The following is a 26,647-nucleotide window of genomic DNA, read 5'->3' as shown; positions in this document are numbered from 1 at the left end:
GCTCCTTAAAACGCTTGCAGTACGGTTTGGAACAATTGATCGGCGGTGGAGATCACCTTGGCATTCGACTGGTACGCCTGCTGATACAAAATCAGGTTCGCTCCCTCTTCGTCGGTATTCACGCCGCTGACACCTGCCCAGTCACTCTGGGCACGAATCAGGGATTGCTCCGAAGAGTCGGCATTCAGCCTGGCCTGCTGGCTGGATGAGCCCAACTGCCCCATCTTGGAGGCAAAGGCATCTCCCATAGTGCTTTCCAGTCCAAGGGAAACGAAGGTCAGCGGCTTATTGGCCAAATCGATCAGATCCTGAAGATTACTGTTGTCACCGGGAGTGCCATCCTTGGCAAAAGCCAGTTTGTCTGCAGTGAATCCGTCGGTCACCTTCAGAGTGCCGGCGGGGTTGGCCGGATCGTAACTGAACAGATCCTGTGTCGGCGGATTGCCATTGAGATCCGTACCGGCCATCAATACCGTATTCATCTCATCGGCAATCTGCTGAGCCAGTTCATCGATGAACGCTTTGGAGTCTTTCAGGCTGTTATCACGGTAGTCCAGCAGCGATCCCATGCTGCCTTCGATGCCCTCATCCAGAGAAAACCGGTTATCACCAAAGCTCAGGGACAACAAGCCAAATTCGGGGGTGGCCGGATCCGGGGTCAACGACAGCTCGGCAGCCACCGCTCCCACCACCAGCGGCTGCCCCTGAGACAGCGCCACATTCAGGGTGCCGTCTTTGTTCTCGGACACGCTCACGTCCATCAACTTTGACAGCTCGGCGATGACGTTATCGCGCTCATCGAGCAGCTCCGGCGGCGCCGTTTCCACCCCACCATGGGACTTCACTTCACTATTGAGGCGGGCAATCTGTTGCAGGTACACATTCGCCTCGGTCACCGAGGCCCCCAGCTGGCTTTCAATCTGATCGAACTGGCTCTGTACGCCGTCATTAATGGCATTAAATCTCAGTGCCAGTCCTTCTGCCTCATTCAGGGCGGCCTGACGGGTGGCGATGTCGTCGGGTGCCAGCAGGTTGGCATTCAGCGCCGCGTACAGCTGATCCAGGCCGGCTGAGATGTCCGACCCTTCCGAACCGAAAATCTGCTCCACCTGGCCAAAGTAGCTTTTCTGCACCGCATGAAACTCGGCGTTACTGGCATTTGACCAGACCTGATCCACCAAATACTGATCGGCAATGCGCCGCACTCCGGTGACGGCCACCCCGCTGCCGTAGGCACCACCAGAGACGGTGGCCAACATCGCCTGCTGGCGCGAATAGCCGGCCACATTGGCATTGGCAATGTTATTGGAGGTGACCGATAACGCAGACTGACTGGCCAGCAGACCGGACAGGCCGATATTGATCATGTTACTCATCGGGGTTCCTTAGCCACAAATGGGAGTATCACCGCTTGCTGCATGGCAGCGGTTGTGGGTTGCTGCTGTGATACAGCGACCTCGTCTGGCTGCGACTTTAATTGCCCGCCCAATTGCCGGGTGAGCGCCTCCACCAGGCCAGTATTGGCCTTGCCACTCAGAGACAGCGCCAACTCGCCATCGTACAGATCCCGGTAGACCCCATCATTCTGAGACGACAGCGGGCTGTCTTCATCGGCCAGGGCATCGGAGGCCGCTCGCATGTGCTTGAGCACGGTCTGCAGAAACTGGGCTTCAAACTGCTCGCTCACGGCTCGAATTGCACCCTGCTGACCGTGTTGGGCCACGATCTGGCTGGCATCCAGCCGCCCCAGGTAGCCTTGAGTTGCCATCACTTCCATTACATCACCACCAGTTCAGCGTCCAGGGCACCGGCTTCATCCAGCGCCTGCAAAATGGCCATCAGATCCGCCGGCGCGGCGCCGAGGGAGTTGACCGCCTTAACGATGGTCTCCAGTGAGGTGCCCTCCGGCCAGACGAACATCGGTTTTTGTTCCTGGCTGATGTCGATGCTGCTGTTGCTGGTCACCGTAGTCTGGCCACCGGCAAAGGCGCCGGGCTGGCTGACGACGGGCTGCTCGGTAATGGCCACGGTCAGATGACCATGGCTGACCGCCGCCTTGTGCACCTTGACGTCGGCCCCCATCACCACGGTTCCGGTGCGGCTGTTAAACACCACCCGGGCCGGACGACGTCCCGGCTGAACCTCCAGCTCCTCCAGCATCGACATGAAGGTCACCCGCTGACGCAGATCCTGAGGGGCATGCACCAGCACCTTGGCGTTACTCTGGGCCCGGGCCACGTCCGGACCAAAGGTATCGTTAATGGCCCGCTCGACGTTGCGGGCGGTCTTGAAGCTCTGTCGTTTCAGGTTGAGGACGATGTCACTGTTGGCGCCAAAGGTGCTGGGAATCGATTGTTCCAACAAGGCGCCGTTGGGAATGGTGCCGACGGTCGGTACGTTCACCGTCACCGAGGTTCCATTACGGCCCTCGGCGGAGATCCCGCCAACCACCAGGTTACCCTGGGCGACCGCGTACACCTCGCCATCGACCCCTTTCAGGGGCGTCAGCAACAGGGTGCCGCCGCGCAGGCTTTTGGCATCGCCGATGGAGGACACGGTGACATCCAGTTGCTGACCCGGGCTGGCCAGGGGAGGAATCGTGGCGTGGATCGCCACCGCAGCCACGTTTTTCAACTTGGGGTTGGAATTGCTGTCCAACTGAACCCCGAACTGCTTAAGCATGTTAACCACCGACTGACTGGTGAACTTCACCTGACTCTTGTCGCCGGTGCCGGTTAAGCCCACCACCAAACCGTAACCCACCAGTTGGTTGTCCCGGATCCCCTGGACGTCCACCAGATCCATCATCTGCCGGGTTTGCAGCTCAGCCGATACCGGCAGGGCCAGCATCATTATCAGGGTTAAAAAGATTCGCATAGCGGGTCCTACATTGGAAACCAGGGACTGTTGAAGTAACGCGCCGCCCAGCCCATGGCATTGCTGTCTGCGATGGCACCCTTGCCGCCATAGATGATGCGGGCATCGGCAATTCGCTGTGATGACAGGTTATTTTGGGTGTCGATATCGTCGGTACGGATCAGTCCCACCAGGCGCAGATACTCGTCGCCCTGGTTCAGGCGCAGCCACTTTTCACCGCGAATCAGCAACACCCCGTTGGGCATCACCTTAGCCACCGTCACCGTAATCGAACCGGTCAGCTGGTTTTGCTGACTGGAGCTGCCGTTGCCGCTGTATTCATGGCCGGTTCCCATGGCACCACTGCCGGAGTAACTGTCACCACTGCCAAACGCCGCCTCGCCGTTGGCCTTGAGGTTGGTGCTCTTGCTGGTGGAGGTGTCGGCCTTTTTACTGGCTTGTGTGCGCTCATCCAGGTTCACGGTCAGGATGTCGCCCTCACGGTAGGCACGCTTGTCCTTGAACAGGGTCAGCATGTACCCCGGACGGTACAAGCTGCCATTCTCTGCGTTCGGCAGGCTGTAATCGATGGTGGGCGGTGCCCACTCCTTCGCATTGGGCTGAGGCTCCGCCTCAGGAAAGTGAGACGCACAGCCCCCAAGCAGGGTCAGCAACAATACGGCAATCCAAACTCTCACGGCCAACTCCTTATACGGTCTGATTCAGGAACTGCATCATTTCATCGGATGCGGTCAGCACCTTGGCGTTCATCTCGTACGCCCGCTGAGTCGAGATCATCTCTACCATCTCCTCCACCACATTGACGTTGGCACCCTCCAGCGCCCCCTGGCGCAGGGTACCCATGCCCTGCTCACCAGCCACGCCTTCGACCGCCACACCTGAGGCACCGGTTTCGCTATAGAGGTTGTCGCCCATGGCTTCCAGACCGGCGGCGTTGATGAAGTTCACCAGGGTAATCTGCCCCAGCTCTTCCCCTTCTGCCTGACCGGCAATCTGGGCCGTGACCCGGCCGTCGGTTCCAATGGTGACCGTCAGCGCTTCTTCGGGAATGGTGATCTGCGGCACCATCGGCAGGCCACCGGCGGTCACCATCATGCCGTCGGCATTACGATAGAACTGGCCATCACGGGTATATGCCAGATCGCCGGTCGGCAGCTCCACCTGGAAAAAACCCTGGCCTTCGATGGCCATATCCAGCTGCTGTTCGGTGGTGACCATGGCACCGGTGGTGAACACCTTCTGGGTGCCCGCCACCCGTACACCGGTACCCAGCTGCAGGCCTGATGGCAGGTCGTTCAGCTCATCAATCTGGCCACCGGGCTGTCGCTGCACCTGATAAAACAGGTCATTGAACGCCACCCGGTCACGCTTAAAGCCCGTGGTGTTGACGTTGGCCAGGTTGTTGGCAATGGCCGTCATCTTGGTGTCTTGGGCCGTCAGGCCGGTTTTACTGATCCACAAAGCAGAGCTCATGGTATTTCCCTTATACGTTAGCTAACAGGCGATTCCCGGACTTGGCCAGGGTCTCTGCGCTTTTCATTAACTTAATCTGAACTTCAAACTGGCGGCTGAGATCCATGGACGCAACTAACTCACGAACGGCGTCGACGTTACTGCCTTCCAGGAAGCCACTGACCAGCCGCACCTGACCATCGGCCTGCAGCGGCACACCATCGGCGGTTCTCAATAGACCGTCCAGGCCTTTAACCATGTCGGCCAGCGGCGCGTCCACCAGTTTTATCTGACCAATCTCTTCAATCAGTCCGCCCTCGGCGGGAGTGATGCTGACCATGCCGTCATCACCCACAAACAACTCCTTGTACTCCGGCACCACGATGGGGCCATCCACACCGGCCACCACCCGCCCTTCGAGCATCATCTGGCCGTTGTCATCCAGCACCATGTGGCCGGCGCGGGTATAGGCTTCGCCGTCGCCGGTCTGCACCACGAACAAGCCGTTCTCCACCACCGCCAGATCCAGGGTGCGTCCGGTGGGGGCCAGCTTTCCGCCCTTCTCACTGATGCCGGCGCTACCCAGCTGCGACATCACCCGGGTATCGGAGACCGCCAGCGCCTGAACCCGCTCCAGATCGGCGCGGAAACCGGCGGTGTCCACGTTAGACAGGTTGTTGGCCCGTAGGGCTTGGGCCGCCATCACCCGGTCGGCACCGCTGGCAGCGGTATAGAGCAACTTATCCATGGGTCACCTAGATGGCATTAAGCAGAGACTGGTTCATGGTATCCGCCGCCGTCAGTACCTTGGCGTTGGACTGGTAGTTACGCTGAGCGGTCATCAGGTTGACCATCTCGGCGGTCAGATCGACGTTTGAGCCCTCAATGTAACCGGAGGAAACACTGCCCAGGGTGCCGCTGCCCGGTGCACCGACTGCCGGAGCGCCGGCGGCCTGATTGGCGGTCCAGGAGGTGTTGTTGACCGCTTCCAGGCCATTGGGGTTGGTAAAGCTCGCCAGCACCACCTGCCCCTGCAACTTCTCTTCACCATTGGTGTAGGTGCCATACAGGAAGCCATCTTCGTCCACCCGGACTCCGACCAGCTCGCCGGAGGTGTTGCCGTTCTGGTCGATGCTGGAGGTGTTGTAATCGGAGCCGTACTGGGTGGTGTGTTTCCACTCCAGTGCCAACGTCATGTCGCTGGCTCCGGTGCCCAGGGTCGCCCCGGTAATGGTCAGGTTATCGATGGCACCACCGGTCATGTTGCCGTCGGTATCGAAGCTGACGTTATTCACATCCGGCAGGGTGGTGCCATCCAGCGAGTAATGGACATTCCAGGTGTTATCGGCGGTCTTGACGTAGTACTGGGTCAGCGCGTGCTCGTTACCCTGGGAGTCGTACACAGACACGGTATTGGAGGAGTGGTAGGTGCTGACATCGGCGGAATCAAACGGCTTGGCCACCGGGTCAATGGCGGTCACCCGGGCATCCAGGTTGGCGGTCATATTGATGTTGGTGGTCGCCTGGGCCGGAATCGAACCTGCCTGCACCTGGATGTCACCGACGTTACCGGTCATCACATCACCGGTGGGGCCGACAGGATACCCCTGCAGCTTATTGCCATAGGGGTCGACCACGTAGCCTTCGGCATCCTGATTGAACATGCCGGCGCGGCTGTACAGGGTAGAACCGTCGCTGCCATTCACCATAAAAAAGCCGTTGCCCTGAATCCCCAGATCCAGCTCACGTCCGGTGTAGGTCATCGACCCGCCGAGGGAGAAGTTCTGGCTGGCGCCGGTCATGGCCACACCTCCGGCCTGGCCGCCGTTGTAGACTGCGGCAAACTCAGCCCGGGCGCCCCGGAATCCCGCCGTCGAGGCGTTGGCGATGTTATTACTGATGGTGGAGAGCTCCTGGTTGGTGGAACGCAGGCCGCTCATGGCGATGTTATAAGACATAATTTCCTCAGGATTATTGTTGCGCCGACAGGCTGTCGTTAGCGCTTACTTCGCTGATTTCGAGTACGGAAACCGTACCCAGGCCGTTGCCCATCTCCGCCATCATCATTCCTGATGCGCTGGCAAAATGGATCTTTTCTATGGGTGCCGACAAGAAGGTGTTGACACTCAGGTTGGCGTCTCCGGCGGTCGCCTTGGTGTTGAGGCTGTACTCACCCGGTGTCAGTCCCAGCGCCTCGGGGTCGATGCTGAAACCGATGTCCCCTTTGCCCTGGGCCCCCAGCTCCACCGTGGCCACCACCTCTCCCCGCTCATCCAATACCTCGACCTGCAGGTTGTCGACGTTGTTCTCCAGGTAGATCTTGCCGTCGATGGGCTCACTGCCCAGGGTAAAGTCCGAGGCTTTAACCATGGCGTCTTTGCCCAGCAGCGATGCCGATTGCACGATGGCGGAATTCTCCATCATGGTCATCTGGGTGGACTGGTTTTCACGGATGTACTCCAGGCTTTCTACCTGAGAAAACTGGGCCAGCTGAGCCACGTACTCGTTGGCGTCCAGGGGATCGGTCGGATCCTGATTCTCAATCTGGGCGATCATCAGGGTCATGAACTCATTCTTGAGATCCGCACCGGAGTTGCCCTGGGGGGCAACCTGATTGTTGCCGCTGGTGCCATTGGCACCGGATACCGCATTAACGCTCATCATTTACTCCCAAGTTGAAGCAGGCCCTGCTGCATGGAGCGGGCCCGGTTCATCACATTGACGCTGGCTTCGAAGCTCTGTGTAGCCGCCATCATGTCCGCCATCTCCGCCACCGGATTGACATTGGAATAAGCCACAAAGCCCTTATCATCCGCATAGGGGTGGTTGGGCTCGTAACGCATCTCCACCGGCGCGTCGGTATTGACTACCGCTGCCACCTCGACACTGGCGCCGGGAACCTGGCCGGCCTGGTTCACCTGCTCGTAGACCGCCCGGAACACGGGTTTTACCGCCCGATAGGCCTGATCCGCCGACGCGGCAGCGGAATCGGCGTTGGCCAGGTTACTGGCCACGGTATTCAAGCGCAGGCTTTGCGCCGCCAGCGAACTGCCGGCAATGTCATAGATCTGATTAAACGACATGGTTACTGACCCTCAATGGCAGTACGGATGCCATTTATCTTCATATTCAGAAACGTCAGGCTGGTCTGGAAATCCATGCTGTTGGCCGCAAACCGCGCCTGTTCCTGGTCTAACTCAACGGTATTGCCGTCGGCGGACATCTGGTGCGGTACCCGATAGCCCATCTGGTAATTGCGTTGAACCTCACCACTGCTCTGGTAACGCTGCATGGCGGCAGCAAAATCGATATCCACGGCCTGATAGCCCGGGGTCTCGGCATTGGCCAGGTTGGCGGCCAATATCTTGGTGCGCTCCACCCTTAAGTCCAGCCCCTGGGCATGCAGACCAAGTGCTGATTCAAGGTTGATAGCCATGGCAACTCCTAGTAACGTGTGTGTACAACCGATGGCAGACACCTTACAAAAGTCATGCCATAATTAATAACCCTTCAAATACATAAGGTTAGCCATTGAGCAAGGCCAGAAACGGAAGCGGGATTTCCCTATTCCGTCCCCTGCTGATAGCGGCACTTCCGCTTATCGCCGCCCTTCCGGCCCAGGCAACGCCTGCCGGTGCCGGCGAGCAGATCGCCGCCGCAGTAGAGCAACAGCTTCACCAACAGGTGCAGCGTTGGCAACGCGACCAACCGGGACGCTGGCTGCCCACCTCAATCACCGTGGTACTGCCCAGAGGGGTTAAACGATTGTCTCCCTGCGACCGCGAACTGGCGGTTGACGGTAATGCCAATGGCTTTCCGGGAGGGCAACAGCAGCGACAGGTCAGCTGCCCGACTCCGGCCTGGTCACTGTTTGTCAGAGCCAAAGTCGTGATGACCGCCTCCGTTCCGGTGGCGCGGCAGAAACTGGTGGCCGACCAACCCATCAGTGCCAACCAGCTGACCTGGCAACAACACCAGTTCCGGCAGCGGGATCGGGCCACGCTGATGACGCTGGACGCCATCGATGGTCTGCGCCCCAAGCGCAGCATTCGCGCCGGCGATCCGATCAGGGCCGGTCAGCTGCAGTCGCCGTTGTGGGTAGAGAAAGGTCAGGAGGTAATCATCGAAGCCACCGATGGCAGCTTCGTCGCCACCACCAAAGGTGTTGCCCTGGCCGAGGGCAGTCAGGGTGAGGCCATTCGCGTGCGCAATCTCAGCTCAGGTAAGCAAGTGTCCGCTTACGTGGTGGCGCCAGGCAGGGTGAAAACAAATTTTTAAGTTATGCTCACTCTGTGTCGCTATTAACAGGCATAAGACCCATTGAACGAGAGAGTCCCATGGAAATCAGCCCATTAACTCCCCAATTAAGTGCAGTACAACCGTCAGACACTAAGCCCAATGAGGCGCCGGTCAGCAAGCACCAGACCGAAAACCAGTCCCAGACCGTCAGTCAGGAGTGGCAACAGCTGAACCAGGCCAGCAAAGAGCTGGACGAGATGGACAGCATCGATTACAACAAGATTGCCCAGCTGCAAGCGGAGCTGGCAACAGAAGGCTACCCCATCGATCTCGACCGGATTGCCGAAGCGATGCTGGAAGAGCATGGACCCAAGCTGTGAATAAAGCCGATCAGGTCCGACAGCTCGTCAAAGGCATTCAACTGGATGTAAAAGGCTACCAGCAGCTGAAAAGCCTGCTGAAGTTTCAGCGTGAACTGATGCAACGCCGTGATATAGACGGACTGGAACAGCACAATCCCCGCCAGGATAAGCTGTGCCAGTCCCTCACGGCCAACGCCCGCACCCGCAGCAGCATCCTGCAGTCATTGGGGCTACCCGAAGACGACAAAGGCATGAACCGGTTGTTGGCGGCAATTCCGGGCGAGTCAGGCAAGAAGGTGTCGTTGATATGGCAGCAACTGCAGCAACTGGTGGTGCATTGCAAAGCCGAAAATGACGCCAATGGACGACTGCTCAGTGGCCAACAGCGCACCCTGAACCGATTGGTCAATCCTGACGCCGAGGCCGCTCGCCAGAACGACTATGGCGCAACCCGGCCCTAAGGCCGCTCTCATCCTGCTGCCGTTGTTCGGCACGCCGCTCCCCCGCCTGGTGTTGTTGCAACCTGTGTTGCTCCAACCAGGCCAGCCCCTGACGCTTTGACAAGGCGTTCTGCCACAGCTTTCCGACCCGGTTGAGCTCTTGCTGAGCCAGTTGCTGCTCCCGCTGCACCTTTCCCTGAGCCGGGATCAGCTGTCCCTGCCAGTACGAGCGGTTCTGCCAGCTCATGGGACTGGCTCCGGCGGTCTCAGACTGGGCCCGCTCCAACGCCTGGTTAAGAGAGTGCTGACGCCGCTGCAGCTGCTCCAGTCGATGTTGATTGCGCTGGCGCTGCTGCCCCAACTGTGCCATCTGCTGCTCATGACGCTCTTTCAGCCGTTTGATTTTGGCATCAACCATGCTCGATCTCCGATAACAGCGCCATCAACTGGCTCTCTGATTGCTGTAGGTCCACCGGCTGTGACCGGTCCTGCTGCAGGTACTGGGACAGCTGTGGATAGTGGCGCACTGCCATGTCCAGTTCAGCATCCTGGCCGGGCTGGTAGCCCCCCAGAGGCAGCAACTCCCGCACCTCCTGGTAGCGCCCCAGCAGCCGTCTTACGCGCTGGGCCCGCTGCAGTTGCTCCTGGCTGTGCAGTTGGTCCGCCACCCGGCTGGCCGACGCATTGATGTCGATGGCCGGAAAGTGTCCCTGCTCCGCCAGGGTGCGACTGAGCACGATGTGGCCATCGAGAATGGCCCGGGCCGCATCGGCAATGGGATCTTGCTGGTCGTCCCCTTCGGCCAACACCGTATACAGGGCGCTCAGGCTGCCCTGGGGGTGGTCGCTGTTGCCCGCCATCTCAACCAGGGATGGCAGGGTCGAAAACGCCGACGGCGGGTAACCCCGGGTCGCCGGCGGCTCCCCCAGGCTCAGCCCGATCTCCCGCTGTGCCTGAGCATAGCGGGTCAACGAGTCCATCAGCAGCAATACGTCTTTGCCCTGGTCCCGAAAGCCGGTGGCGATCTGATGGCACAACCGGGCCGCCCTGAGGCGCATCAGCGGCGTGGTGTCCGCCGGCGCCGCAATGACGATGGCGCGGCGGCGCCCCGCCTCGCCAAGGGCATGATCGAGGAACTCCCGCACCTCCCGCCCCCGCTCGCCGATCAGCCCCACCACCACCACGTCGGCACGGGTGTACTTGGTCATCATGCCAAGCAGCACACTCTTACCGACACCGGAGCCGGCAAACAGCCCCAGTCGCTGGCCTTTACCAATGGGTAACAGGGTATTGAGGGCTCGCACCCCTACATCCAACTGACCATCGATGGGCTTTCGCAGCAGCGGGTTAGGCACATTCAGGTGGGCCGCCTGCCAATGGCAGGCCGTCAGTGGTCCCTGGTTGTCGATGGGGCGGCCATTGCCATCGAGCACCCGGCCCAGCAGGCCGGCACCGACGGGGATCTGCGCCGCAGAGGGCAAAGGGCGAACCCGGGCCCCGGGCATCAGGCCCCGGGTGGCATGAATCGGCATCAGCAGCAAGGTGGCACCTTCAAAGCCCACCACCTCCGCTTCCACCTCGCTTCCATCACGGCAGGACAGCAGGCAGCGATCACCGGTGCCCAGTTGGCAACCGACCGCTTCCAGCATCAATCCGTTGACTCGAACCAGGCGGCCGTAAATGGTGGCCACCGGCACCTTGGGGTGGATGCTGAAATTAAGCACCCGCGCCATGATCATCCACCAGATGCTTGCCCACCTGCTCCATGCAGGCGTCAAGCCGGCTTTGAGTGGAGGCGTCAGCTTCACACTGATCGGTGATCACCTTGACGTCGCCCATCGCCAGCGTCGCATCCGGCTGCAGCTTCCAGTTGGCCACCTTGTCGGCGGCCAACTCATTCAGGGTCGCCACCACCGATGGCTCCAGCACAATGGTCGGATCTTCACGGCCATCGGGCAGGGCGTCCAGAGTCTCTTCGATCAGGCTCAGGATCTGTTGCGGATGCAGGGTCAGCTCGCAGCGAACCACCTGCTCAGCCACTCGCTTCACCAGCTCCAGAATCAACTCCTGCTGGCTATTCAGTTGCTGTTCGTGCCCCTCTCTGAGCAGCTCCTGCAGAGCCGTCATGGGCGTCAGCAGCTGATTCAGTTGCGTGTCCATCGACTGGCGTGCAGCGGCCAGGCCATTTTGCTCACCCTGAGCAAAACCGGCTTTTTCACCAGCCTGACGCCCCTGCTCCAGGCCCTCCTGGTAACCACTCTGGCGGCCCTGTTCCAGCCCCTCCTGGTAACCCTGGTCCATCGCCTGCTGAAAGCTGCCGTACTGACCCTCTTCCTCACCCTGGCTGGCGGCTTGCGACGCCAACGGCGGGAAGTGAAACAGCCGCGCCCGGGACGAATTCATACTCCAGCGATTCTGACTCATTACTCCACCACCGGTTCTTCAAACAGTTGCAACTCAAGCTCTTTGGCTTCCATCATCGCCTTGGCTTTCTCCATTACCTCAAATCTGGCCTGGTCGGCCCGGCTCAGTGCCACCGGCCCGATGGCCTCGACCTGAACCTCAATGGAGGAGGACATTCGCTTTGGCAACGCCTTGAGAATCGCTTTTTTCAAGTTGCTATCAACCCCTTTCAGGGACAGCGCCAGGGTTTCCGGCGCCACTTCCGCCAGCAGCCTCTGCAGCGTTTCATCTTTCTGGCGACCCAGAATGATGTAGTCAAACATGTTGTCTTCCACCTGGGTAGCCAGACGGTTGTCATGCAGGCGCAACACCGACATCAGCTGTTCACGATCGCCCTCATAGCGGTTAAGGATATCGGCCACCTGCTTGACTCCGGCGACCTGGGTGTGGCTCTTCTCCATGGCGATGGCCACACAGCGCTCCACCAGTTGACGCAACTCCTCCACCACATCCCGATCCAGCTCTCCCAGGGCAGCAATGCGCAGCAACACTTCGTCATGACAGTGGCTGGGCAGGTGCTGCAGCACCAATGAGGCATTCTCCGCCGGCAGCAGCCCCAGCAATACCGCCTGCAGCTGACTGTGCTCGTGGGTGATTTCGTTGGCCAGCAGCTTGGCATCCACCCACTCCAACCGACGCACCAATGTCTGGATTTCGTCGCCGTAGATGTTATCGATCAGGCCCTTGGCCACCCGATCGCCCAGGGCAATGTCCAGGGTCCGTTGCAGATACCCTCTGGATGCCCGGGCAATGCCGGACTGGCCACGGTATTCATCGAAGAACCGGCTCAGCACACCGCCGGCCTGATCCTGGGAGATGTTGCTCAGCCGCGCCATCTTATGGCTCAGGCGCTGCACATCGGCCCGATCCAGGTGGGCCAGCACCTTGGCCGCGCCCTCTTCCCCCATGCTCAGCAACAGCATGGCCGCCTGCTCAATGCTATCCAGCTGGTCTTGATTCGAGGCTCTAGTCACGTTTGTCTGCTCCGATCCACTTGCCGATCACTTCCGCCACTCGGGCTGGCTCTTCATTGGCCAACAGGCCCAGGTGTTCCAGCTGCACCGTCAGCGGCGAGCCAGGCTCTGGCAGGCCCAACGCCACAATGGCACTGGCCAACCCTTTCTGATCTTCTTTCTGCTCCACCGGCGGCTCCAGCTCAGGCAGTGGTTCATCCACCACCGGAGGCACATAGGCCGGCATCTTCTCTACCCTGATCAGGTGGCTGACCAAAGGTCGCAATACGAAGAAGATCAGGCACAGCGCCACCAAGGCACCCAGAATGTAGCGCAGGTACTGCTGATACTCGGGCATCTGCCACCAGGGCATAGGCTCCACCGGGGTGGCAGTCACCACCGCAAACGGGAACACCGTCAACGAAAAACTGTCGCCGCGAACCTGATCGAAGCCGATGGCATCTTTGACCATCTGCCCCATCTGTTGCAGCTGGGCCTGCTGCCACTGACTGCCGTTGGCCACCTCTTCGTTCACCAGTACCGATACCGACAGCTGCTGCAGCTGCGCCTGCTGATACTTGGTGTGGCGAACCGAACGGCCGACATCGAAACTGCGGCTGGCCTCCTCGGTCAGATTGGTAGACTGGTTCTGTTTCTCCTGTCCGTCCGGCTGAGGCGGCTGGTTGGACAGGGCACCGGGAATGCCCAGCGCCATCGAGCCACTGTTCTGCATGCTGCTGGTCTTCTCTTCCCGAATCACTGCGGTGGGATCGACACTCTCCTCGGTCTCCTCCACCTGGTCAAAGTTCACCTTGGCGGCGACCTGAACCCGGAATTGGGACGGCCCCAGAACCGGCAGCAGCATCGCTTCGGCGCGGCCGATCAGCTGTTGCTCCAGACTCTGGGTGTATTGCACCTGCAGATCGCTCAGACCATTGATGCCATTGCCAGCGGCATCATTGCCGCTGAGCAACTCGCCAAACTGGTTTACCAACTGCACCCGGGCGGCATCCAGACCTGCGACGCTGCCCGCCACCAGGTTGACCACCGCGGTCACCTGGGCAGGGGTCAGGTTCTGGCCCGGCTCCAAATCGATCATCACCGAGGCCGAAGCCTGTGCGTCCTGCTTACGGATAAACAGGGTACGCTTGGGGATAGCCAGGTGTACCCGGGCCACTCGAACCGCATCCAGCGCCATGATGGTACGGGACAACTCCCCCTCCAGGCCATGGCGATAGCGGGCCTGTTCCATAAACTGGCTGCTGGTGATGTCACTGTTGATGTCATCCAGGCCGGACGGCAGCCGGGCCTTGACCCCTTTTGCTGCCAGCAGCATCCGCACCGCACCGACCTTGCCGGATTCCACCAGAATCTGTCCGGTGGTGGGTGAGATCTGGTAGTTCACCCCGTCAGCCTCGAGAATCTCGATGATCTGGGCGCTGTCGAACCCCTCCTGATTGCCGTACAGAGGACGGTAGCTGGTGCTGGAACTCCACAGCACCATTACGATCACCATCGCCGCCATCACCGCTAATATTGAGACAACAATGACTTGCTTCTCACCACCACTTGACTGGCTCAGTTTCTGCCAGCTGCCTTTTAATCCATCCCAGGGGGAGGTTACCGACGCATCGGGATTTTGAGTAATTACCGTTGACATCTGTTATCCCTACATCGGCATCTTCATGATTTCATCCAGCGCCTGAACCAGGCGATTTCTCACCTGAACCATGGCGCTGAACGACAAACTGGCTTTTTGAGACGCGACCATGGCACCCACCAGATCGTCGCTGTCTCCGGCCTCCACCGCAGCGGTGCGTGCCGAAGCCACATTCTGGGCCTCATTGATCGCTTCCACTTTTTCCGACATCAGCTCGGAAAAACTGCCGGCCCGATGGGGGCCCTGATCCGGATTGGGGCGAATCTCACCCGCCGCCCGCTCCTTGGCCGCCACCATGGTCGACAGCATCGATTGCTCTGTTATTGTCATCATCTTCACTGATTCTCTGGTTAGGCAGCGCAATCAGCGCTTTTTAAAATGGCATCGACGTCAATGCCTGCTTCCCGCATCTGCGCCATCTTGTAGCGCAGGGCCCGGGTGGTCATCCCCAGGGTTTCGGCACTGCGGCTTCGATGGCCACCAAAACGCTTCAGGGTATCGATAATGAATTGAAACTCCGCCTGCTGCTTAGAGGCTTTCAGGCCGGTCCCGGCACTGGCGACCGCCGTCAACGCCTGCTGAGGCAATCCCAGCTCCAAGGCTTGCAACGAACAGCCCCGACGCATCACCAGCGCCCGCTGCACGCAGTTATCCAGCTCACGGACATTGCCCGGCCAGTCGTGGGCCAGCAATGCCGCCCGTGCCGACTCGCTGAAATAGCAGCGATCGCTGCCAGCCAGGTTCTGATGCCGCAGCAACAGGTGCTCTGCCAACGGCAAAATGTCATCTTTGCGTTCCCGCAGCGGCGGAAGCGCTAATGGCAGCACATCCAGGCGGTAAAACAGGTCCTCCCGAAACTGGCTTTCATTGACGGCCTTGCGCAGGTCCTTGTTACTGGCGGCGATAATACGAATATCCAGCGTTACGCTCCGGTGGCAACCCAGACGCTCCACTTCACGCTCCTGCAGCACCCGCAACAACTTGGCCTGCAGCATCAGTGGCATCTCGCCAATCTCATCCAGCAGCAGGGTACCGCCGTTTGCCAGCTCGAACTTGCCAGCCTTATCCGCATGGGCGCCGGTAAAGGCCCCCTTGCTGTGTCCAAACAACACCGACTCCAGCATCGACTCCGGTATCGCCGCGCAGTTCACCGCAATGAACGGCTTGTCGGCGCGACTGGAGTGGCGATGAATGTAACGTGCCAACTGCTCCTTGCCTGTGCCGCTTTCACCGCTGAGCAGTACACTGGCCTCAGTGGCCGACGCCCGATGGGCCAGCATCAGCAGTTGGCGGCTGGCCGCCGAGACGGCCACCAGTTCCTGGCGGCTTGACTCGATGCTAATCAACCGGGTGATCAATCGGTGCAACTGCTCCACATCCAGTGGTAACAGCAGGTAGTCCTGGGCGCCGGCACTGAGGGCGGCACTGGCCAGTTCACTCTGTTCCGGTTCCACAAGGGCCACTTTCATCTCGCCACTGACGGCCCCAAGACGTTCAGCCACCTGCTCGGGAGCACACTCCGTCAGCCCCACCAATGTCAGCCAGGCCGGCCGGGAACAGTCCTCTGCCAGCAATGAAAACCCTTGCAGATCCAATTGCTTTTTGTCACGACTGCCGAGCTCACAACCGACAACGCGAATGGAATAGTCACTCATTTTACTGTTACCTGACCGTTGAGGGATTTTGGCAGCGTGGCATTCAGATCCAGCTCGTCATCCGTTGAAATGGGAGTGCCGTCGTTGTTCATCACCAGGCGGATGGTCACCCGGCGGTTGGTTGCCCGGCCGTTTCTGGAGCCGTTGCTGGCCAAAGGGAAACGTTCGCCGTGACCGCGAATCTCCAGCTTGTCTGCCGGTACACCGGCCGCCACCAGGCGGGCGGCGATTTCGTCAGCCCGGGTGCGGCTGAGCACCAGATTCGACAGGCTGTCGCCCTCGTCATCGGTGTGGCCATCGACCAATACCTTGGTAATGCGGGGGTCTGCCAAGGTGTACTGTGCCGCCGCATCGATGTACCTGGCCATTTGGCCATCCGCTTCCACACTGCCGCTGGGATAGCTCAGCTGCAAGCGCCGCACCTGCTCATAAGACATCGGCAACAGCTGTTTTCGGCAGCGGCGCATCGCCAGGCTGGCGGGCTGGCCATGAACATTGGCACTATTGACCCACCATTGCTGCCCCTGGCCGTCGCTCAACTGTGCCTGCCAGTTCCAGCCCAGCTCCAGAGACTGCAAAAACCCCTCCGCAGTCTGAACCATGGTGGCATGCCCAGACTGCCAGCGGGCACCAAAACGGCGGTCGGCTTGTTCATCAGCGCTCTGCCATTGTGGCTGCAGCAAGCGAAAACTGGCCTCAATACCCGTAGATGGTAACCAGTCAGAATTGAGCTGCAATGTCAGTGGACCGCCCGCATTTTGAGACAGTATAAATTGTCCAAAATCACTGACGTCATGAATTAATCGACACTGAAATTTGTCACCGTCAAAATTCCAACTGGCTCGTTCAAGCTCGGTCTGATATTCAGTCACCGATGCAAAGGCAAGTGACGGAAAAACGACTACCGTCAAAAATAAATTATTTAAAAAAGCAGGCATGATACACACTTGGCATTTATTTTTAGGCTTGAAGATTAGTATTTATTCCGGGTAAAAATCAACAAGCAAAATTCAATTTATTGGGGAGTTTTGAATTTATTACAATATTAACCAATCACCATTGAACCCAGCCCTAAGTACTGATACGGTTAGCCCCCAAGCTAGTTTGAATGTCGTTTAGGCAAACAGAATATTGACAAAGTCGGTTTATTGACGGAAAAGAAATATTGTCAAATCCTGAAACTAAAAAGCAGGCAAATAAAGTCACCAAGAAGGCATATAGAGGAAGGGAGCAAATTTTGGACACAAAAAACTCTGGTTCTTCAATTGCCGCCAGACGTGGAAAACAGCTAATAAAACAAATTCGAGTTCAAAAAATAGACGCGAAATGATGAAAACAACCGCCAAAGCAAAACTTCTTCCTGTTTCCTCAAAACAGTCGGTCAGGCCCGTTGTTTTAGTTCAGGAAAAACTCGCTCGCAGTCGCCTTTTGCGTCAGCTCGAGCAGGGGCACAGCCAGATGCTGGATGCCATATTGCAGATATTCAAACCGCTTATGCGCCAGGGCCAGGCGACGCCCAGCAACATCACCCTGGAACAAAGCCCCGCTGACCCTGCGTTCGGCACCGGCTATTTTGTGCTGTCGCTGGGGCGCACGCCCCTGGCCTGGTTATCCATCGATCGCTGCACCCTGGATCAACTGGCCAGCAGCTACTACGGCGGCTCGAGTCAGCGACTGGTGAGCCCGATGCGCGCCATCAGCCAGTCGGAGCTGCGTCTGGCCCACCGAATCGTAACCGCGGCGCTGGAAGCCCTGCCCAAAACCAAGCTCAACCTCAATCAGGTGGAGCTGGAAACCATTCCAACCCTGAGTGAACTGCAGGCTCCGGTGTGCTGGCAATTTGGCTGGCCCTCCAGCCACCCGTTTGAACCAATTCGTCTGTACGTTTCCGACGCCCTGCTCGGCTCCTTGGCCGAGAAGCCGTCTGAGCACCAGGTTCCGGAAGACCTCAAGCAGCGGGTTCAACAACGACTGACCCAGATTCCGGTCAAGGCGCGGGTAGAACTGGCCCGTCAAGCCGTGCCAGTAAATGTGCTCAACGCCTTGTCTCAAGGCGACATTCTGCCCATCCATATGCACGCCCGCTGCCCGGTCACCATAGGTGGCCGCCCCCAATTTTACGCCAGTGTCCATGCCCACGAAGGCAAGTTGGTAGCCAAGCTAAACCAGGACGCCCACAAACCAGAGGAGTATTAACGTGGTTGAAGACACCCTGCTCGACGAAGATTTGCTATTGGATGATCTGCTTGACGACAGCCCTCAGCCGATGACCCCGGAATCCCAGCCGCGCCCCAAGCGCGACATGGGCTTTTTCCAGCAACTGCCGGTTCAGGTCACCCTGGAGCTGGCCAGTGCCGAGATGTCGCTGGGCGAGCTCACGACTCTGGGCGAAGGCGACGTCATTACTCTGGATCGCATGGTCGGTGAACCGCTTGACCTGAGGGTCAACGGGGCCCTGCTGGGACGGGGCGAAGTGGTTGAGGTAAACGGACGCTACGGAGTGCGATTGCTTGACGTGGAAAACACCCAGTTAGCAGGAAGTCATGACGGCTAAGATGACCCGTTGGCTGCCGCTGCTGGCGCTGTTGCTGTGGCCGATGATCGGTCACACCGAAGGCCTGACGCTGCTGACACTGGATGATGGCAGCCAGAGCCAGGCGATCAACATCAAGCTGGAGATTCTGGCTCTGATGACCGCCATCAGCCTGCTGCCGGCGCTGTTGCTAATGGCCACCAGTTTCACCCGCATCATCATTGTGCTGGCGGTGCTCCGCCAGGCGCTTGGGCTGCAACAAAGTCCCCCCAACAAGGTGCTGTTGGGCATCGCCCTGATTCTGACTCTGTTTATTATGCGTCCGGTGGGAGAAACCATCTACACCGATGCAGTTCAGCCCTACGACAGTGGTGCCATTACCCTGGTGGAGGCCGCCCAACGGGCCGAAGTTCCCCTGCGCGCCTTTATGCTCAGCCAGACCAGGGAAACCGATCTGGAGCAGATGCTGAGAATCTCCGGCGAGTCGCTGGATCTCACTCCGGATGAGGTGCCGTTCCTGGTACTGATGCCAGCCTTTGTACTGAGTGAACTCAAGACTGCGTTTCAGATCGGCTTTCTGCTGTTCCTGCCGTTTCTGGTGATCGATCTGGTGGTTGCCAGTGTGCTGATGTCCATGGGGATGATGATGCTGTCACCACTGATCATCTCTCTGCCTTTTAAATTGATGGTGTTCGTTATGGTGGATGGCTGGGCCATGACCGTATCCACCCTGGCCGCCAGCTTCGGATAGCCCATGGATACTCAGGTTCTCAGTACCCTTTTTGCCGACTCCATCGCCTTGGTTGTGAACATGGTGGCGGTCCTGATTCTGCCCGGCCTGGGGCTGGGCGTACTCATCGCCGTGTTCCAGGCCGCCACCCAGGTAAACGAACAAACCCTGAGCTTTTTACCCAAGCTGATCATGACCCTGTTGATGGTGTTGTATGCCGGACACTGGCTGCTGCAACAGATAACGGATCTGTTTCAGCGTTTGTTCAATGATATCCCCTACCTGATAGGCTAGGCATGCTGAGTCTTACCAGTGCCGAACTGGGCAGTCTGCTGGGCCACATCTGGTGGCCGTTTTGCCGCGTCATGGGAGCCTTCCTGATGCTGCCGATGTTCTCCAGCGCCCACATCAATGCCCGCACCAAGATTCTGTTTGCGCTGCTGCTGTCGGTGGTCATGGCCCCCATGGTGCCCACGCCTCCAGCGCTGGATGCCCTGTCTCTGACTGCGGTTCTGGTGGCCGCCGAACAGGTGCTGACCGGCATGTTGATGGCGTTTCCGCTGATGCTGCTGGTGCATGTCCTGACCATGTTAGGAGGCATCGTATCGATGCAGATGGGCCTGTCCATGGCCATCATGAACGACCCGGTCAACGGCACCAGTCAGGCCATCATCAGCCAATGGCTGCTGCTGTACGCCATTCTGATGTTCCTGTCCCTGGAAGGCCACCTGGTGGCTCTGGGGATCCTGGTAGACAGCTTTCGGTTATGGCCGGTCGGCAGCGGTATTTTCAGCCTGCCACTGCAGGAACTGTCACTGCGGTTCGCCTGGATGTTTGCCTCGGCGCTGGCACTGGCGCTGCCGGCTGTCTGTGCCATGCTACTGGTTAACCTGACCTTTGGTGTACTCAGCCGTGCCGCCCCCAGTTTGAACGTGTTTGCCCTGGGTTTTCCGATGTCGATGATGATGGGATTGGTGTGCATGCTGCTGGTGTTCAGCGGCCTGCCGGAACTGTACAGTGCCCTGGCCACCGATGCCCTTAAGGCGATGCTGACTTTTGTCGGAGGCACCCCATGAGCGATCAGCAGGGCGCCGGTGACAAGACCGAACAACCCACGGCCAGCCGACTTAAAAAGGCCCGCGAACAGGGCCAGGTGGCCCGCTCCAAAGATTTTTCCAGCGCCATTTTGCTGGTGGTATCGGCGGCCATTCTCGACGCCAGCAGCGATCATCTGGGCCAGCATATGCTCAGCATCGCTAGCAACAACTTTGCCATCTCCGCTGCCGATCTTCGGCAACCCGGCATGATGCTGCAGCACCTTGGACTGGCTGTAGTCCTGCTGCTGCAGATGCTGATACCGGTACTGGCAGGCATCTACCTGCTGACCGCCGTGGCCGCCGCCATGCCGGAAGGGCCGCTGCTCAACCTGGGCAATGCCGGCTTTAAACTCAGCCGCATCAGCCTGATCGCCGGATTTGGCCGGCTGTTTTCGGTGAACTCCCTGGCGGAGTTGGGTAAGTCCATACTCAAGGTCACCCTGGTGGTCTTCACCATGTTGGTGTACCTCAACCAGGTGTGGGAAACCCTGCCACTGCTGGCACGCCAGCCGTTGCCACTGGCGCTGGAACGGGGCGCCCAGACGCTGATTTCCGGCCTGTACTGGCTCGGCGGTGCCGTTGCCGTGGTGGGCGCCATCGATCTGCCGTACCAGGCCTGGAGCCACCGCCGCAAACTTAAAATGAGCAAGCAGGAGGTCAAAGATGAGCACAAACAGCAAGACGGTAAACCCGAGGTCAAGGCGCGCATCCGCCAACTGCAGCAGAAGATGGCCCGTGGCCGGGCGGAAGTCGCCCTGCCCAAGGCCGATGTACTGCTGATCAACCCCAGTCATTATGCGGTGGCTCTCAAATACGAGCCGGACAAAGCCGACGCCCCCTATGTCCTGGCCAAGGGGATGGACGAAGTGGCGCTGTACATGCGTTCACTGGCGCCCAAGTACGATCTGGAGGTGGTATCACTGCCGCCGCTGACCCGGGCCATCTACTACTCCACCCAGATTGAGCAGCAGATTCCGGCCCCCCTGTATCAGGCCATCGCCCACGTACTGAGCTACGTGCTGCAACTGAAAGCATTCCGCAAAGGTGCCCAGGCCAAGCCGGCACCGCTGCCCCACTTCCATATCCCCGACCATCTGCGTCACGATTGAGGATCCATTGATGAACCGGCTGTTACAGGCATTCAAAGACAATCAGAGCTTTATCGGCATTCCGCTGATGCTGCTCGCCATTCTGGCAATGGTGATCCTGCCGCTGCCACCCTGGCTACTGGACATCATGTTCACTTTCAACATCATCCTCGCCATCCTGGTGCTGCTGGTGTCGGTGTCGATTCGACGGCCGCTGGAGTTTTCGGTGTTCCCGACTCTGCTGCTGCTGGCCACCCTGATGAGGCTGACCCTCAACGTCGCCTCCACCCGGGTGGTGCTGATTGAAGGCCACCAGGGCGGTGACGCCGCCGGTAAGGTGATTCAGGCCTTTGGTGAGGTGGTCATCGGCGGCAACTACGTGGTCGGTGCGGTGGTGTTCCTGATTCTGATGATCATCAACTTCGTGGTGATCACCAAGGGGGGAGAGCGGATCTCAGAGGTCTCCGCCCGCTTTACCCTGGACGCCCTGCCCGGCAAACAGATGGCCATCGACGCCGACCTCAACGCCGGCACCCTGACTCAGGATCAGGCCCGCAAACGCCGTCAGGAGGTCGCCAGAGAAGCCGACTTCTACGGCGCCATGGACGGAGCCTCCAAGTTTGTCCGCGGCGATGCCATTGCCGGCATCCTGATTCTGGCCATCAACATCATCGGCGGCATCTGCATCGGCATCTTCATGTACGATCTCAGTGCGGCCGAGGCCTTTAAGACCTACGCCCTGCTGACCATCGGTGATGGTCTGGTGGCCCAGATCCCGTCATTGCTGCTGGCCACCGCCGCCGCCATCATCGTCACCCGGGTTTCCGATGCCGAGGAGATGCCCAAGCAACTCTCCAGGCAGTTGCTGGCGCAGCCCAGGGTGCTGGCCACCGCCGCCGGGGTGATGGCCATACTGGGGCTGGTGCCCGGTATGCCCACCCTGGTGTTTCTCTCCTTTGCCGCCGTCATCGGCTTTGTGGCGTTTCGCCAGACCCAGCTGGAACCGGCCGCGCCACTGGATGAGGTCAAGGAGAAAGCGGATCAGGTGATCAGCGAGCCCAGCCAACCCAGCTGGGAAGCGCTGCCTTACACCGACGTCATCGAACTGAGCGTCGGCTACCGGCTGGTGCACCTGGTGGATCGCAGCAAAGGTGCCGAGCTCATCAAGCGGCTAACGGGGATTCGCCGCACCCTGTCGGAGCAGGCGGGATTCCTGCTGCCGGAGGTGCGGGTTCGGGACAACCTGTCGTTGCCACCCAACGGCTACCAGATCAGCATCCTTGGTACCCCCCTGGCCCAGTCAGAGCTTCAGCCCGAACGTCTGATGGCGATTCAGAGTGGGCCGGTGTACGGCAGCATCGAGGGGATGATCACCAAAGATCCCGCCTATCAGATGGACGCCACCTGGATCGAGCCCAATGACAAGGCCCGAGCCCTCAACCTCGGCTACTCGGTGGTGGATCACGCCACCATCATCGCCACTCACGCCAGCAAGATCATCCGTGAGGCGCTGCCGGAGATGCTGCAGCATGACGACATCACCCACCTGAATGAACGCCTGGCCAGCCAGGCGCCGAAGCTGGCCGAGTCCCTGTCCACCGCCCTGACCCCGGTGCAGCAACTGAAAACTTTCCGGCTGCTGCTGCGGGAGCAGGTGTCACTCAAGGACATCCGCACCATCGGCACCACCCTGCTCGAGAGCAGCGACGCCACCAAGGACCCGGTGTTGCTGGCCGCCGATGTTCGCTGCGCCATCAAGCACAACCTGGTGCACCAGATCGCCGGCGACGCCACCCGCCTCAACGTCATTACCCTGGCACCGGAGCTGGAGCAGGTGCTGCTTGGCGCCCTCAACCAGGCCCAACAGGCCGGCCAGGTGTCACTGGACAGCTTCCCGGTGGATCCGCAGGTATTGGCCAAACTGCAGCAGGCGATGCCGGAGCAACTGGCGGCGGCCCGCCACAACGGCCAGCCGCCACTGCTGTTGGTGGCGCCTCAGCTGCGGCCGTTGCTGGGTCGCTATGCCCTGGCCTTTGCCCGCGGCCTGACGGTGCTCTCCTACAACGAGATTCCGGAAAACCGCGAACTGGAGATCGCCGCCCAGCTCTCCGGTCAGTAACCACTCGCCCCCGGTCGGCGCCTGCGGGCGCCGACGCTCTGGCAACCCTGCCTCAGATTCCGTACAATCGCCGCTCTCGTTTCAGGACCCGGATACCCCATGCAGCTTCTTCACCGCACCCTTCACCCCGACGCCATCGACAACGGCAGCGAATTCCTGCGCACCGCGGTGCGGGCGATCATTCGCCAGCAGGACCAGATTCTGCTGCTGTACACCGAGCGCTACGACGACTACAGCCTGCCCGGCGGCGGCGTGGATGAAGGCGAAGCGCTGGACATTGCCCTGATTCGGGAGGTGGAAGAGGAAACCGGCGCCACCAATATCGCCATTCTCGGCAGCATCGGCACCTTTGAGGAGCTGCGCCCCTGGTACAAAAAGGACTACGACAACATGCGTATGCTGTCCCACTGCTTTGAATGCCGCGCCGACAGGCAGCTGGGGCCCACCCGTCTGGAACACTACGAACAGGCCAATGGCATGAAGCCGATGTGGGTCAACCTTGACGACGCCATCAACCACAATCATCGGGTGATGGCCAGCAGCGACAAACAGGGGATGTCCATCGCCCGGGAAACCTGGCTGCTGGAGTACATCGCCGCCGGCAACCTGGATAACCGGGTTGCCTGACCGGCATCAGTCACTTTGCAGGGCTGCGCCGGACGCCAGCAGGGCCTGAACCGCTTCCGCGCTCAGCCCTGCCTCCAGCAGCACCTCCCTGGTATGTTGCCCCAGCACCGCCCCCGCCTGAGGCAGCCCCTGGCTCTGACGAAACGTCACCGGCATCGCCACCTGCAGCAACTCGTGCCCATCCACCGCCACCGGCATCAGCATATTTCGGGCCTGAAACTGGGGATGCGCCGCCGCCTCGGTGGGGGTCAGCACTGGCTCACAGCAACAATCCAGTTCAGCAAACACCTGCCGCCAATGCTCGAAACTGTGCTCGGCAAAACAGGCGCCAATCTCCTGCTTCAGCGCCTGCTGCTGACCGCAAGGCTCGGCAGCCCTGGCCAGCCACTGCGGCTGGCCTAAGGCGGTAAAAAACACCTCGGCAAACTGTGGCTCCAACCCGCCCACCGCAAAGTAGCGGTCGTCGGCGGTGCGGTAGTAGTCGTAAAATCCCCCGCCATTGAGCATCTCCTGGCCCGGCTCGGGATCCTCGCCACTGGCCAGGGCGCCGGCGCCATAGAGGGCGTTCATCGCCAGGGCACCATCGGCCATGGCCACATCCAGATGCTGGCCTTCACCATCGACACCCCGCCCCAGCAGCGCCGCCAGAATGGCGACCACCGCCTGCTGGGACCCGCCGGCCAGATCCGCCACCTGGGTGCCGGACAACACCGGACCGGTCTCCCGGCGGCCGCTGTAACTGGCCAGCCCGGACAGCGCCAGATAGTTGATGTCATGGCCGGCCCTGGCCTGCATCGGTCCGTGCTGACCATAGCCGGTAATGGAGCAGTAGATCAGCTGCGGATTGATCGCTTTCAACTGCTCATACCCCAGCCCCAGGCGCGTCATCACCCCGGGACGAAACTGCTCCACCACCACATCGTATTGGCCCACCATGGCAAGCACCGCCTCAATGGCCTCGGGCGACTTCAGGTCCAGAGCCACACTGTGCTTGTTCCGGTTCACGGTCAGGTGGGCCGCCGATCGCCCCGCCACCATCGGCGGCACACTGCGCAGCAGATCCGGGCGCGTCGGCGACTCAATCCGGGTCACCTGTGCCCCCATGTCCGCCAGCATCATAGTGGCATAGGGGCCGGGCAACAGGGTGGAGAAATCCAGCACCCGGATCCCGCTCAGCGGCCCTTTCATCACCCCTGCTCCAGCATCTGACGGGCGATGATCAGCTTCATCACCTCGCTGGTTCCGGCGTAGATGCGCTGGACCCGGGCATCGGCCCAGGCACGGGCCACCGGGTATTCCCACATGTAACCGTAGCCCCCATGCAACTGCAGGCACTCGTCGATCACCTGCCCCTGCAGTTCGGTGGTCAACAGCTTGGCTTCGGCAGCCATGGCCGCGTCCAGCTTGCCCTCAAGGTGCAACTCGACGCAGCGATCCACAAACACCCGGGTAGCATCGACCCGGGTTTTGCACTCCGCCAGCTTAAACTGGGTATTTTGAAACGCGGCGATGGGCTTACCAAAGGCCTTGCGATCCGACACATACTGTACCGTCTGTTCCAGGATCGATTCGGTATTGCTGATGGCGTTGGTGGCCACAGACAAACGCTCCTGCGGCAACTCCTGCATCAGGTACACAAATCCCTGCCCCTCCGCGCCCAGCAGGTTGTCCGCCGGCACCCGCACATCCTCAAAGAACAGCTCTGAGGTGTCCTGGGCCTTCATCCCCACCTTTTCCAGATTGGAGCCGCGGCTGTAACCATCGCGCGTGGCTTCCACCAGAAACAGGCTGATGCCCCGGGCCCCGGCACTCTTGTCGGTCTTGGCCACCACGATCACCAGGTCCGCATGTTGGCCATTGGTGATGAAGGTCTTGGATCCATTGATGATCCAATCATCGCCATCGCGCACCGCGGTGGTTTTGACCCCCTGGAGATCCGACCCGGTTCCCGGCTCGGTCATGGCGATGGCGGTCACCAGTTCACCACTGATGCACCCGGGCAGATAACGCTGTTTCTGCTCCTCGGAGCCATAGTTGAGGATGTAGGGCACCGCAATATCGGAATGCAGTCCCCAGCCGATGCCGGAAGCGCCGGCGCGGGCGATCTCCTCGTTGATGATGACGTTGTAGCGAAAATCCACTTCGACCCCGCCATAGGCCTCCGGCAGTGTCGGGCACAGGAAGCCCTGCTCACCGGCCTTATTCCACAAGGCCCGGTCGACGCAGCCGTCCTTCTCCCACTGGGCATGGAAGGGGGTAATCTCCGTCTCGATAAAGCGCCGTACGCTGTCGCGGAACAGCTCTTGATCGCTGTCAAACAGGGTTCTTGGAAACATGCATCACTCCTTGATA

General features: G+C 59.9%; 31 protein-coding genes. 11 read left to right on the top strand and 20 right to left on the bottom strand.

The features are described 5' to 3' along the window. Positions 1-5 precede the first annotated feature (5 nt). The 10 genes from flgK to BLT77_RS17760 are packed head-to-tail and all read right to left on the bottom strand — an operon-like array spanning position 6 to position 7,765. A complete protein-coding gene (gene flgK / locus BLT77_RS17805) occupies positions 6-1,376 on the bottom strand; it encodes a flagellar hook-associated protein FlgK (protein ID WP_090367917.1) in 1,371 nt (456 codons plus the stop codon). Next, positions 1,373-1,777 carry a rod-binding protein gene (locus tag BLT77_RS17800; protein WP_090367915.1) on the bottom strand — a complete coding sequence of 135 codons (405 nt, stop codon included), beginning with the start codon at positions 1,775-1,777 and terminating at the stop codon, positions 1,373-1,375. The genes flgK and BLT77_RS17800 overlap by 4 nt, the downstream gene beginning before the upstream one ends. Then, the gene (locus tag BLT77_RS17795) at positions 1,777-2,853 is read right to left on the bottom strand and encodes a flagellar basal body P-ring protein FlgI (protein ID WP_245709991.1); all 1,077 of its coding nucleotides are present in this window, start codon (positions 2,851-2,853) and stop codon (positions 1,777-1,779) included. Before BLT77_RS17795 ends, BLT77_RS17800 begins: the two co-directional genes overlap by 1 nt. 32 nt (positions 2,854-2,885) lie before the next feature. Then, positions 2,886-3,554 carry a flagellar basal body L-ring protein FlgH gene (flgH, locus tag BLT77_RS17790; protein ID WP_028114949.1) on the bottom strand — a complete coding sequence of 223 codons (669 nt, stop codon included), beginning with the start codon at positions 3,552-3,554 and terminating at the stop codon, positions 2,886-2,888. 10 nt (positions 3,555-3,564) lie between these two features. Next, complete coding sequence (gene flgG, locus BLT77_RS17785; protein WP_028114948.1) at positions 3,565-4,350, bottom strand: flagellar basal-body rod protein FlgG; 786 nt, start codon at positions 4,348-4,350, stop codon at positions 3,565-3,567. Between the two features lie 10 nt (positions 4,351-4,360). Further along, the gene (locus tag BLT77_RS17780; RefSeq protein WP_090367911.1) at positions 4,361-5,077 is read right to left on the bottom strand and encodes a flagellar basal body rod protein FlgF; all 717 of its coding nucleotides are present in this window, start codon (positions 5,075-5,077) and stop codon (positions 4,361-4,363) included. A 7-nt stretch (positions 5,078-5,084) separates the two neighbouring features. After that, positions 5,085-6,287, bottom strand: a complete 1,203-nt coding sequence (flgE, locus tag BLT77_RS17775; protein WP_090367909.1) for a flagellar hook protein FlgE — start codon at positions 6,285-6,287, stop codon at positions 5,085-5,087. 13 nt (positions 6,288-6,300) lie between these two features. Beyond that, complete coding sequence (locus tag BLT77_RS17770) at positions 6,301-6,990, bottom strand: flagellar hook assembly protein FlgD (RefSeq protein WP_090367907.1); 690 nt, start codon at positions 6,988-6,990, stop codon at positions 6,301-6,303. Beyond that, positions 6,990-7,412, bottom strand: a complete 423-nt coding sequence (flgC, locus tag BLT77_RS17765) for a flagellar basal body rod protein FlgC (protein ID WP_090367905.1) — start codon at positions 7,410-7,412, stop codon at positions 6,990-6,992. The genes BLT77_RS17770 and flgC overlap by 1 nt, the downstream gene beginning before the upstream one ends. A gap of 2 nt (positions 7,413-7,414) precedes the next feature. Then, positions 7,415-7,765 (bottom strand): flagellar basal body protein, encoded by a 351-nt coding sequence (locus tag BLT77_RS17760; protein WP_028114943.1) that lies wholly within the window; start codon positions 7,763-7,765, stop codon positions 7,415-7,417. Positions 7,766-7,860: 95 nt separating this feature from the next. Between BLT77_RS17760 and flgA the strand changes: the two genes are divergently transcribed. Genes flgA through BLT77_RS17745 form a run of 3 tightly spaced genes read left to right on the top strand, consistent with a single transcriptional unit; the run spans position 7,861 to position 9,391 of the window. Continuing rightward, on the top strand, positions 7,861-8,607 hold the full coding sequence (gene flgA, locus BLT77_RS17755) for a flagellar basal body P-ring formation chaperone FlgA (RefSeq protein ID WP_090367904.1): 747 nt from the start codon (positions 7,861-7,863) through the stop codon (positions 8,605-8,607). Positions 8,608-8,621: 14 nt separating this feature from the next. Continuing rightward, the gene (gene flgM / locus BLT77_RS17750; RefSeq protein ID WP_281241985.1) at positions 8,622-8,948 is read left to right on the top strand and encodes a flagellar biosynthesis anti-sigma factor FlgM; all 327 of its coding nucleotides are present in this window, start codon (positions 8,622-8,624) and stop codon (positions 8,946-8,948) included. Continuing rightward, positions 8,945-9,391, top strand: a complete 447-nt coding sequence (locus tag BLT77_RS17745; protein ID WP_090367900.1) for a flagellar protein FlgN — start codon at positions 8,945-8,947, stop codon at positions 9,389-9,391. The genes flgM and BLT77_RS17745 overlap by 4 nt, the downstream gene beginning before the upstream one ends. Here BLT77_RS17745 and BLT77_RS17740 read toward each other — a convergent pair. The 8 genes from BLT77_RS17740 to BLT77_RS17705 are packed head-to-tail and all read right to left on the bottom strand — an operon-like array spanning position 9,336 to position 17,039. Then, the gene (locus BLT77_RS17740; protein WP_090367898.1) at positions 9,336-9,788 is read right to left on the bottom strand and encodes a flagellar FliJ family protein; all 453 of its coding nucleotides are present in this window, start codon (positions 9,786-9,788) and stop codon (positions 9,336-9,338) included. The two genes, BLT77_RS17745 and BLT77_RS17740, sit on opposite strands and share 56 nt — an antisense overlap. Further along, positions 9,781-11,103 (bottom strand): FliI/YscN family ATPase, encoded by a 1,323-nt coding sequence (locus BLT77_RS17735; RefSeq protein WP_090367965.1) that lies wholly within the window; start codon positions 11,101-11,103, stop codon positions 9,781-9,783. The genes BLT77_RS17740 and BLT77_RS17735 overlap by 8 nt, the downstream gene beginning before the upstream one ends. After that, entirely contained in the window at positions 11,087-11,794 is a 708-nt protein-coding gene (gene fliH, locus BLT77_RS17730) for a flagellar assembly protein FliH (RefSeq protein ID WP_090367896.1), read from the bottom strand. Before fliH ends, BLT77_RS17735 begins: the two co-directional genes overlap by 17 nt. Then, entirely contained in the window at positions 11,794-12,780 is a 987-nt protein-coding gene (locus BLT77_RS17725) for a flagellar motor switch protein FliG (RefSeq protein WP_090367964.1), read from the bottom strand. The genes fliH and BLT77_RS17725 overlap by 1 nt, the downstream gene beginning before the upstream one ends. Positions 12,781-12,799: 19 nt before the next feature. Next, positions 12,800-14,446 carry a flagellar basal-body MS-ring/collar protein FliF gene (fliF, locus tag BLT77_RS17720; protein WP_090367894.1) on the bottom strand — a complete coding sequence of 549 codons (1,647 nt, stop codon included), beginning with the start codon at positions 14,444-14,446 and terminating at the stop codon, positions 12,800-12,802. A 9-nt stretch (positions 14,447-14,455) separates the two neighbouring features. Then, the gene (gene fliE / locus BLT77_RS17715; protein WP_218126951.1) at positions 14,456-14,779 is read right to left on the bottom strand and encodes a flagellar hook-basal body complex protein FliE; all 324 of its coding nucleotides are present in this window, start codon (positions 14,777-14,779) and stop codon (positions 14,456-14,458) included. A 17-nt stretch (positions 14,780-14,796) separates the two neighbouring features. After that, positions 14,797-16,101, bottom strand: a complete 1,305-nt coding sequence (locus BLT77_RS17710) for a sigma-54 interaction domain-containing protein (RefSeq protein ID WP_090367892.1) — start codon at positions 16,099-16,101, stop codon at positions 14,797-14,799. Beyond that, positions 16,098-17,039 (bottom strand): MotY family protein, encoded by a 942-nt coding sequence (locus tag BLT77_RS17705; RefSeq protein WP_090367889.1) that lies wholly within the window; start codon positions 17,037-17,039, stop codon positions 16,098-16,100. The genes BLT77_RS17710 and BLT77_RS17705 overlap by 4 nt, the downstream gene beginning before the upstream one ends. 490 nt (positions 17,040-17,529) lie before the next feature. Between BLT77_RS17705 and BLT77_RS17700 the strand changes: the two genes are divergently transcribed. The 8 genes from BLT77_RS17700 (at position 17,530) to BLT77_RS17665 (ending at position 24,295) form a co-directional block, all read left to right on the top strand. Beyond that, positions 17,530-18,297 (top strand): FliM/FliN family flagellar motor switch protein, encoded by a 768-nt coding sequence (locus BLT77_RS17700; RefSeq protein ID WP_176819375.1) that lies wholly within the window; start codon positions 17,530-17,532, stop codon positions 18,295-18,297. Between the two features lies 1 nt (position 18,298). Further along, positions 18,299-18,655, top strand: a complete 357-nt coding sequence (locus BLT77_RS17695) for a FliM/FliN family flagellar motor switch protein (protein ID WP_028114931.1) — start codon at positions 18,299-18,301, stop codon at positions 18,653-18,655. A gap of 1 nt (position 18,656) precedes the next feature. Continuing rightward, on the top strand, positions 18,657-19,385 hold the full coding sequence (fliP, locus tag BLT77_RS17690; protein ID WP_090367885.1) for a flagellar type III secretion system pore protein FliP: 729 nt from the start codon (positions 18,657-18,659) through the stop codon (positions 19,383-19,385). 3 nt (positions 19,386-19,388) lie between these two features. After that, positions 19,389-19,658, top strand: coding sequence for a flagellar biosynthetic protein FliQ (locus tag BLT77_RS17685; protein WP_028114929.1), 270 nt, complete (start codon positions 19,389-19,391; stop codon positions 19,656-19,658). 2 nt (positions 19,659-19,660) lie between these two features. Further along, complete coding sequence (gene fliR, locus BLT77_RS17680) at positions 19,661-20,440, top strand: flagellar biosynthetic protein FliR (RefSeq protein ID WP_090367883.1); 780 nt, start codon at positions 19,661-19,663, stop codon at positions 20,438-20,440. Then, positions 20,437-21,570, top strand: coding sequence for an EscU/YscU/HrcU family type III secretion system export apparatus switch protein (locus tag BLT77_RS17675; RefSeq protein WP_090367881.1), 1,134 nt, complete (start codon positions 20,437-20,439; stop codon positions 21,568-21,570). Before fliR ends, BLT77_RS17675 begins: the two co-directional genes overlap by 4 nt. Before the next feature lie 10 nt (positions 21,571-21,580). Next, positions 21,581-23,668: a flagellar biosynthesis protein FlhA gene (gene flhA / locus BLT77_RS17670; RefSeq protein ID WP_090367879.1), complete on the top strand. Its 2,088-nt coding sequence runs from the start codon at positions 21,581-21,583 to the stop codon at positions 23,666-23,668. Between the two features lie 99 nt (positions 23,669-23,767). Then, a complete protein-coding gene (locus BLT77_RS17665; protein ID WP_090367877.1) occupies positions 23,768-24,295 on the top strand; it encodes an NUDIX hydrolase in 528 nt (175 codons plus the stop codon). A 6-nt stretch (positions 24,296-24,301) separates the two neighbouring features. Here BLT77_RS17665 and BLT77_RS17660 read toward each other — a convergent pair whose 3' ends face one another. Then, on the bottom strand, positions 24,302-25,483 hold the full coding sequence (locus tag BLT77_RS17660) for a CaiB/BaiF CoA transferase family protein (protein ID WP_090367875.1): 1,182 nt from the start codon (positions 25,481-25,483) through the stop codon (positions 24,302-24,304). Beyond that, on the bottom strand, positions 25,483-26,631 hold the full coding sequence (locus tag BLT77_RS17655) for an acyl-CoA dehydrogenase family protein (RefSeq protein ID WP_090367873.1): 1,149 nt from the start codon (positions 26,629-26,631) through the stop codon (positions 25,483-25,485). The genes BLT77_RS17660 and BLT77_RS17655 overlap by 1 nt, the downstream gene beginning before the upstream one ends. Positions 26,632-26,647 lie beyond the last annotated feature (16 nt).

Source organism: Ferrimonas sediminum (genome assembly GCF_900100175.1).
GTDB classification, from domain to species: domain Bacteria; phylum Pseudomonadota; class Gammaproteobacteria; order Enterobacterales; family Shewanellaceae; genus Ferrimonas; species Ferrimonas sediminum.
This window is presented reverse-complemented; position numbering and strand designations above follow the sequence as displayed.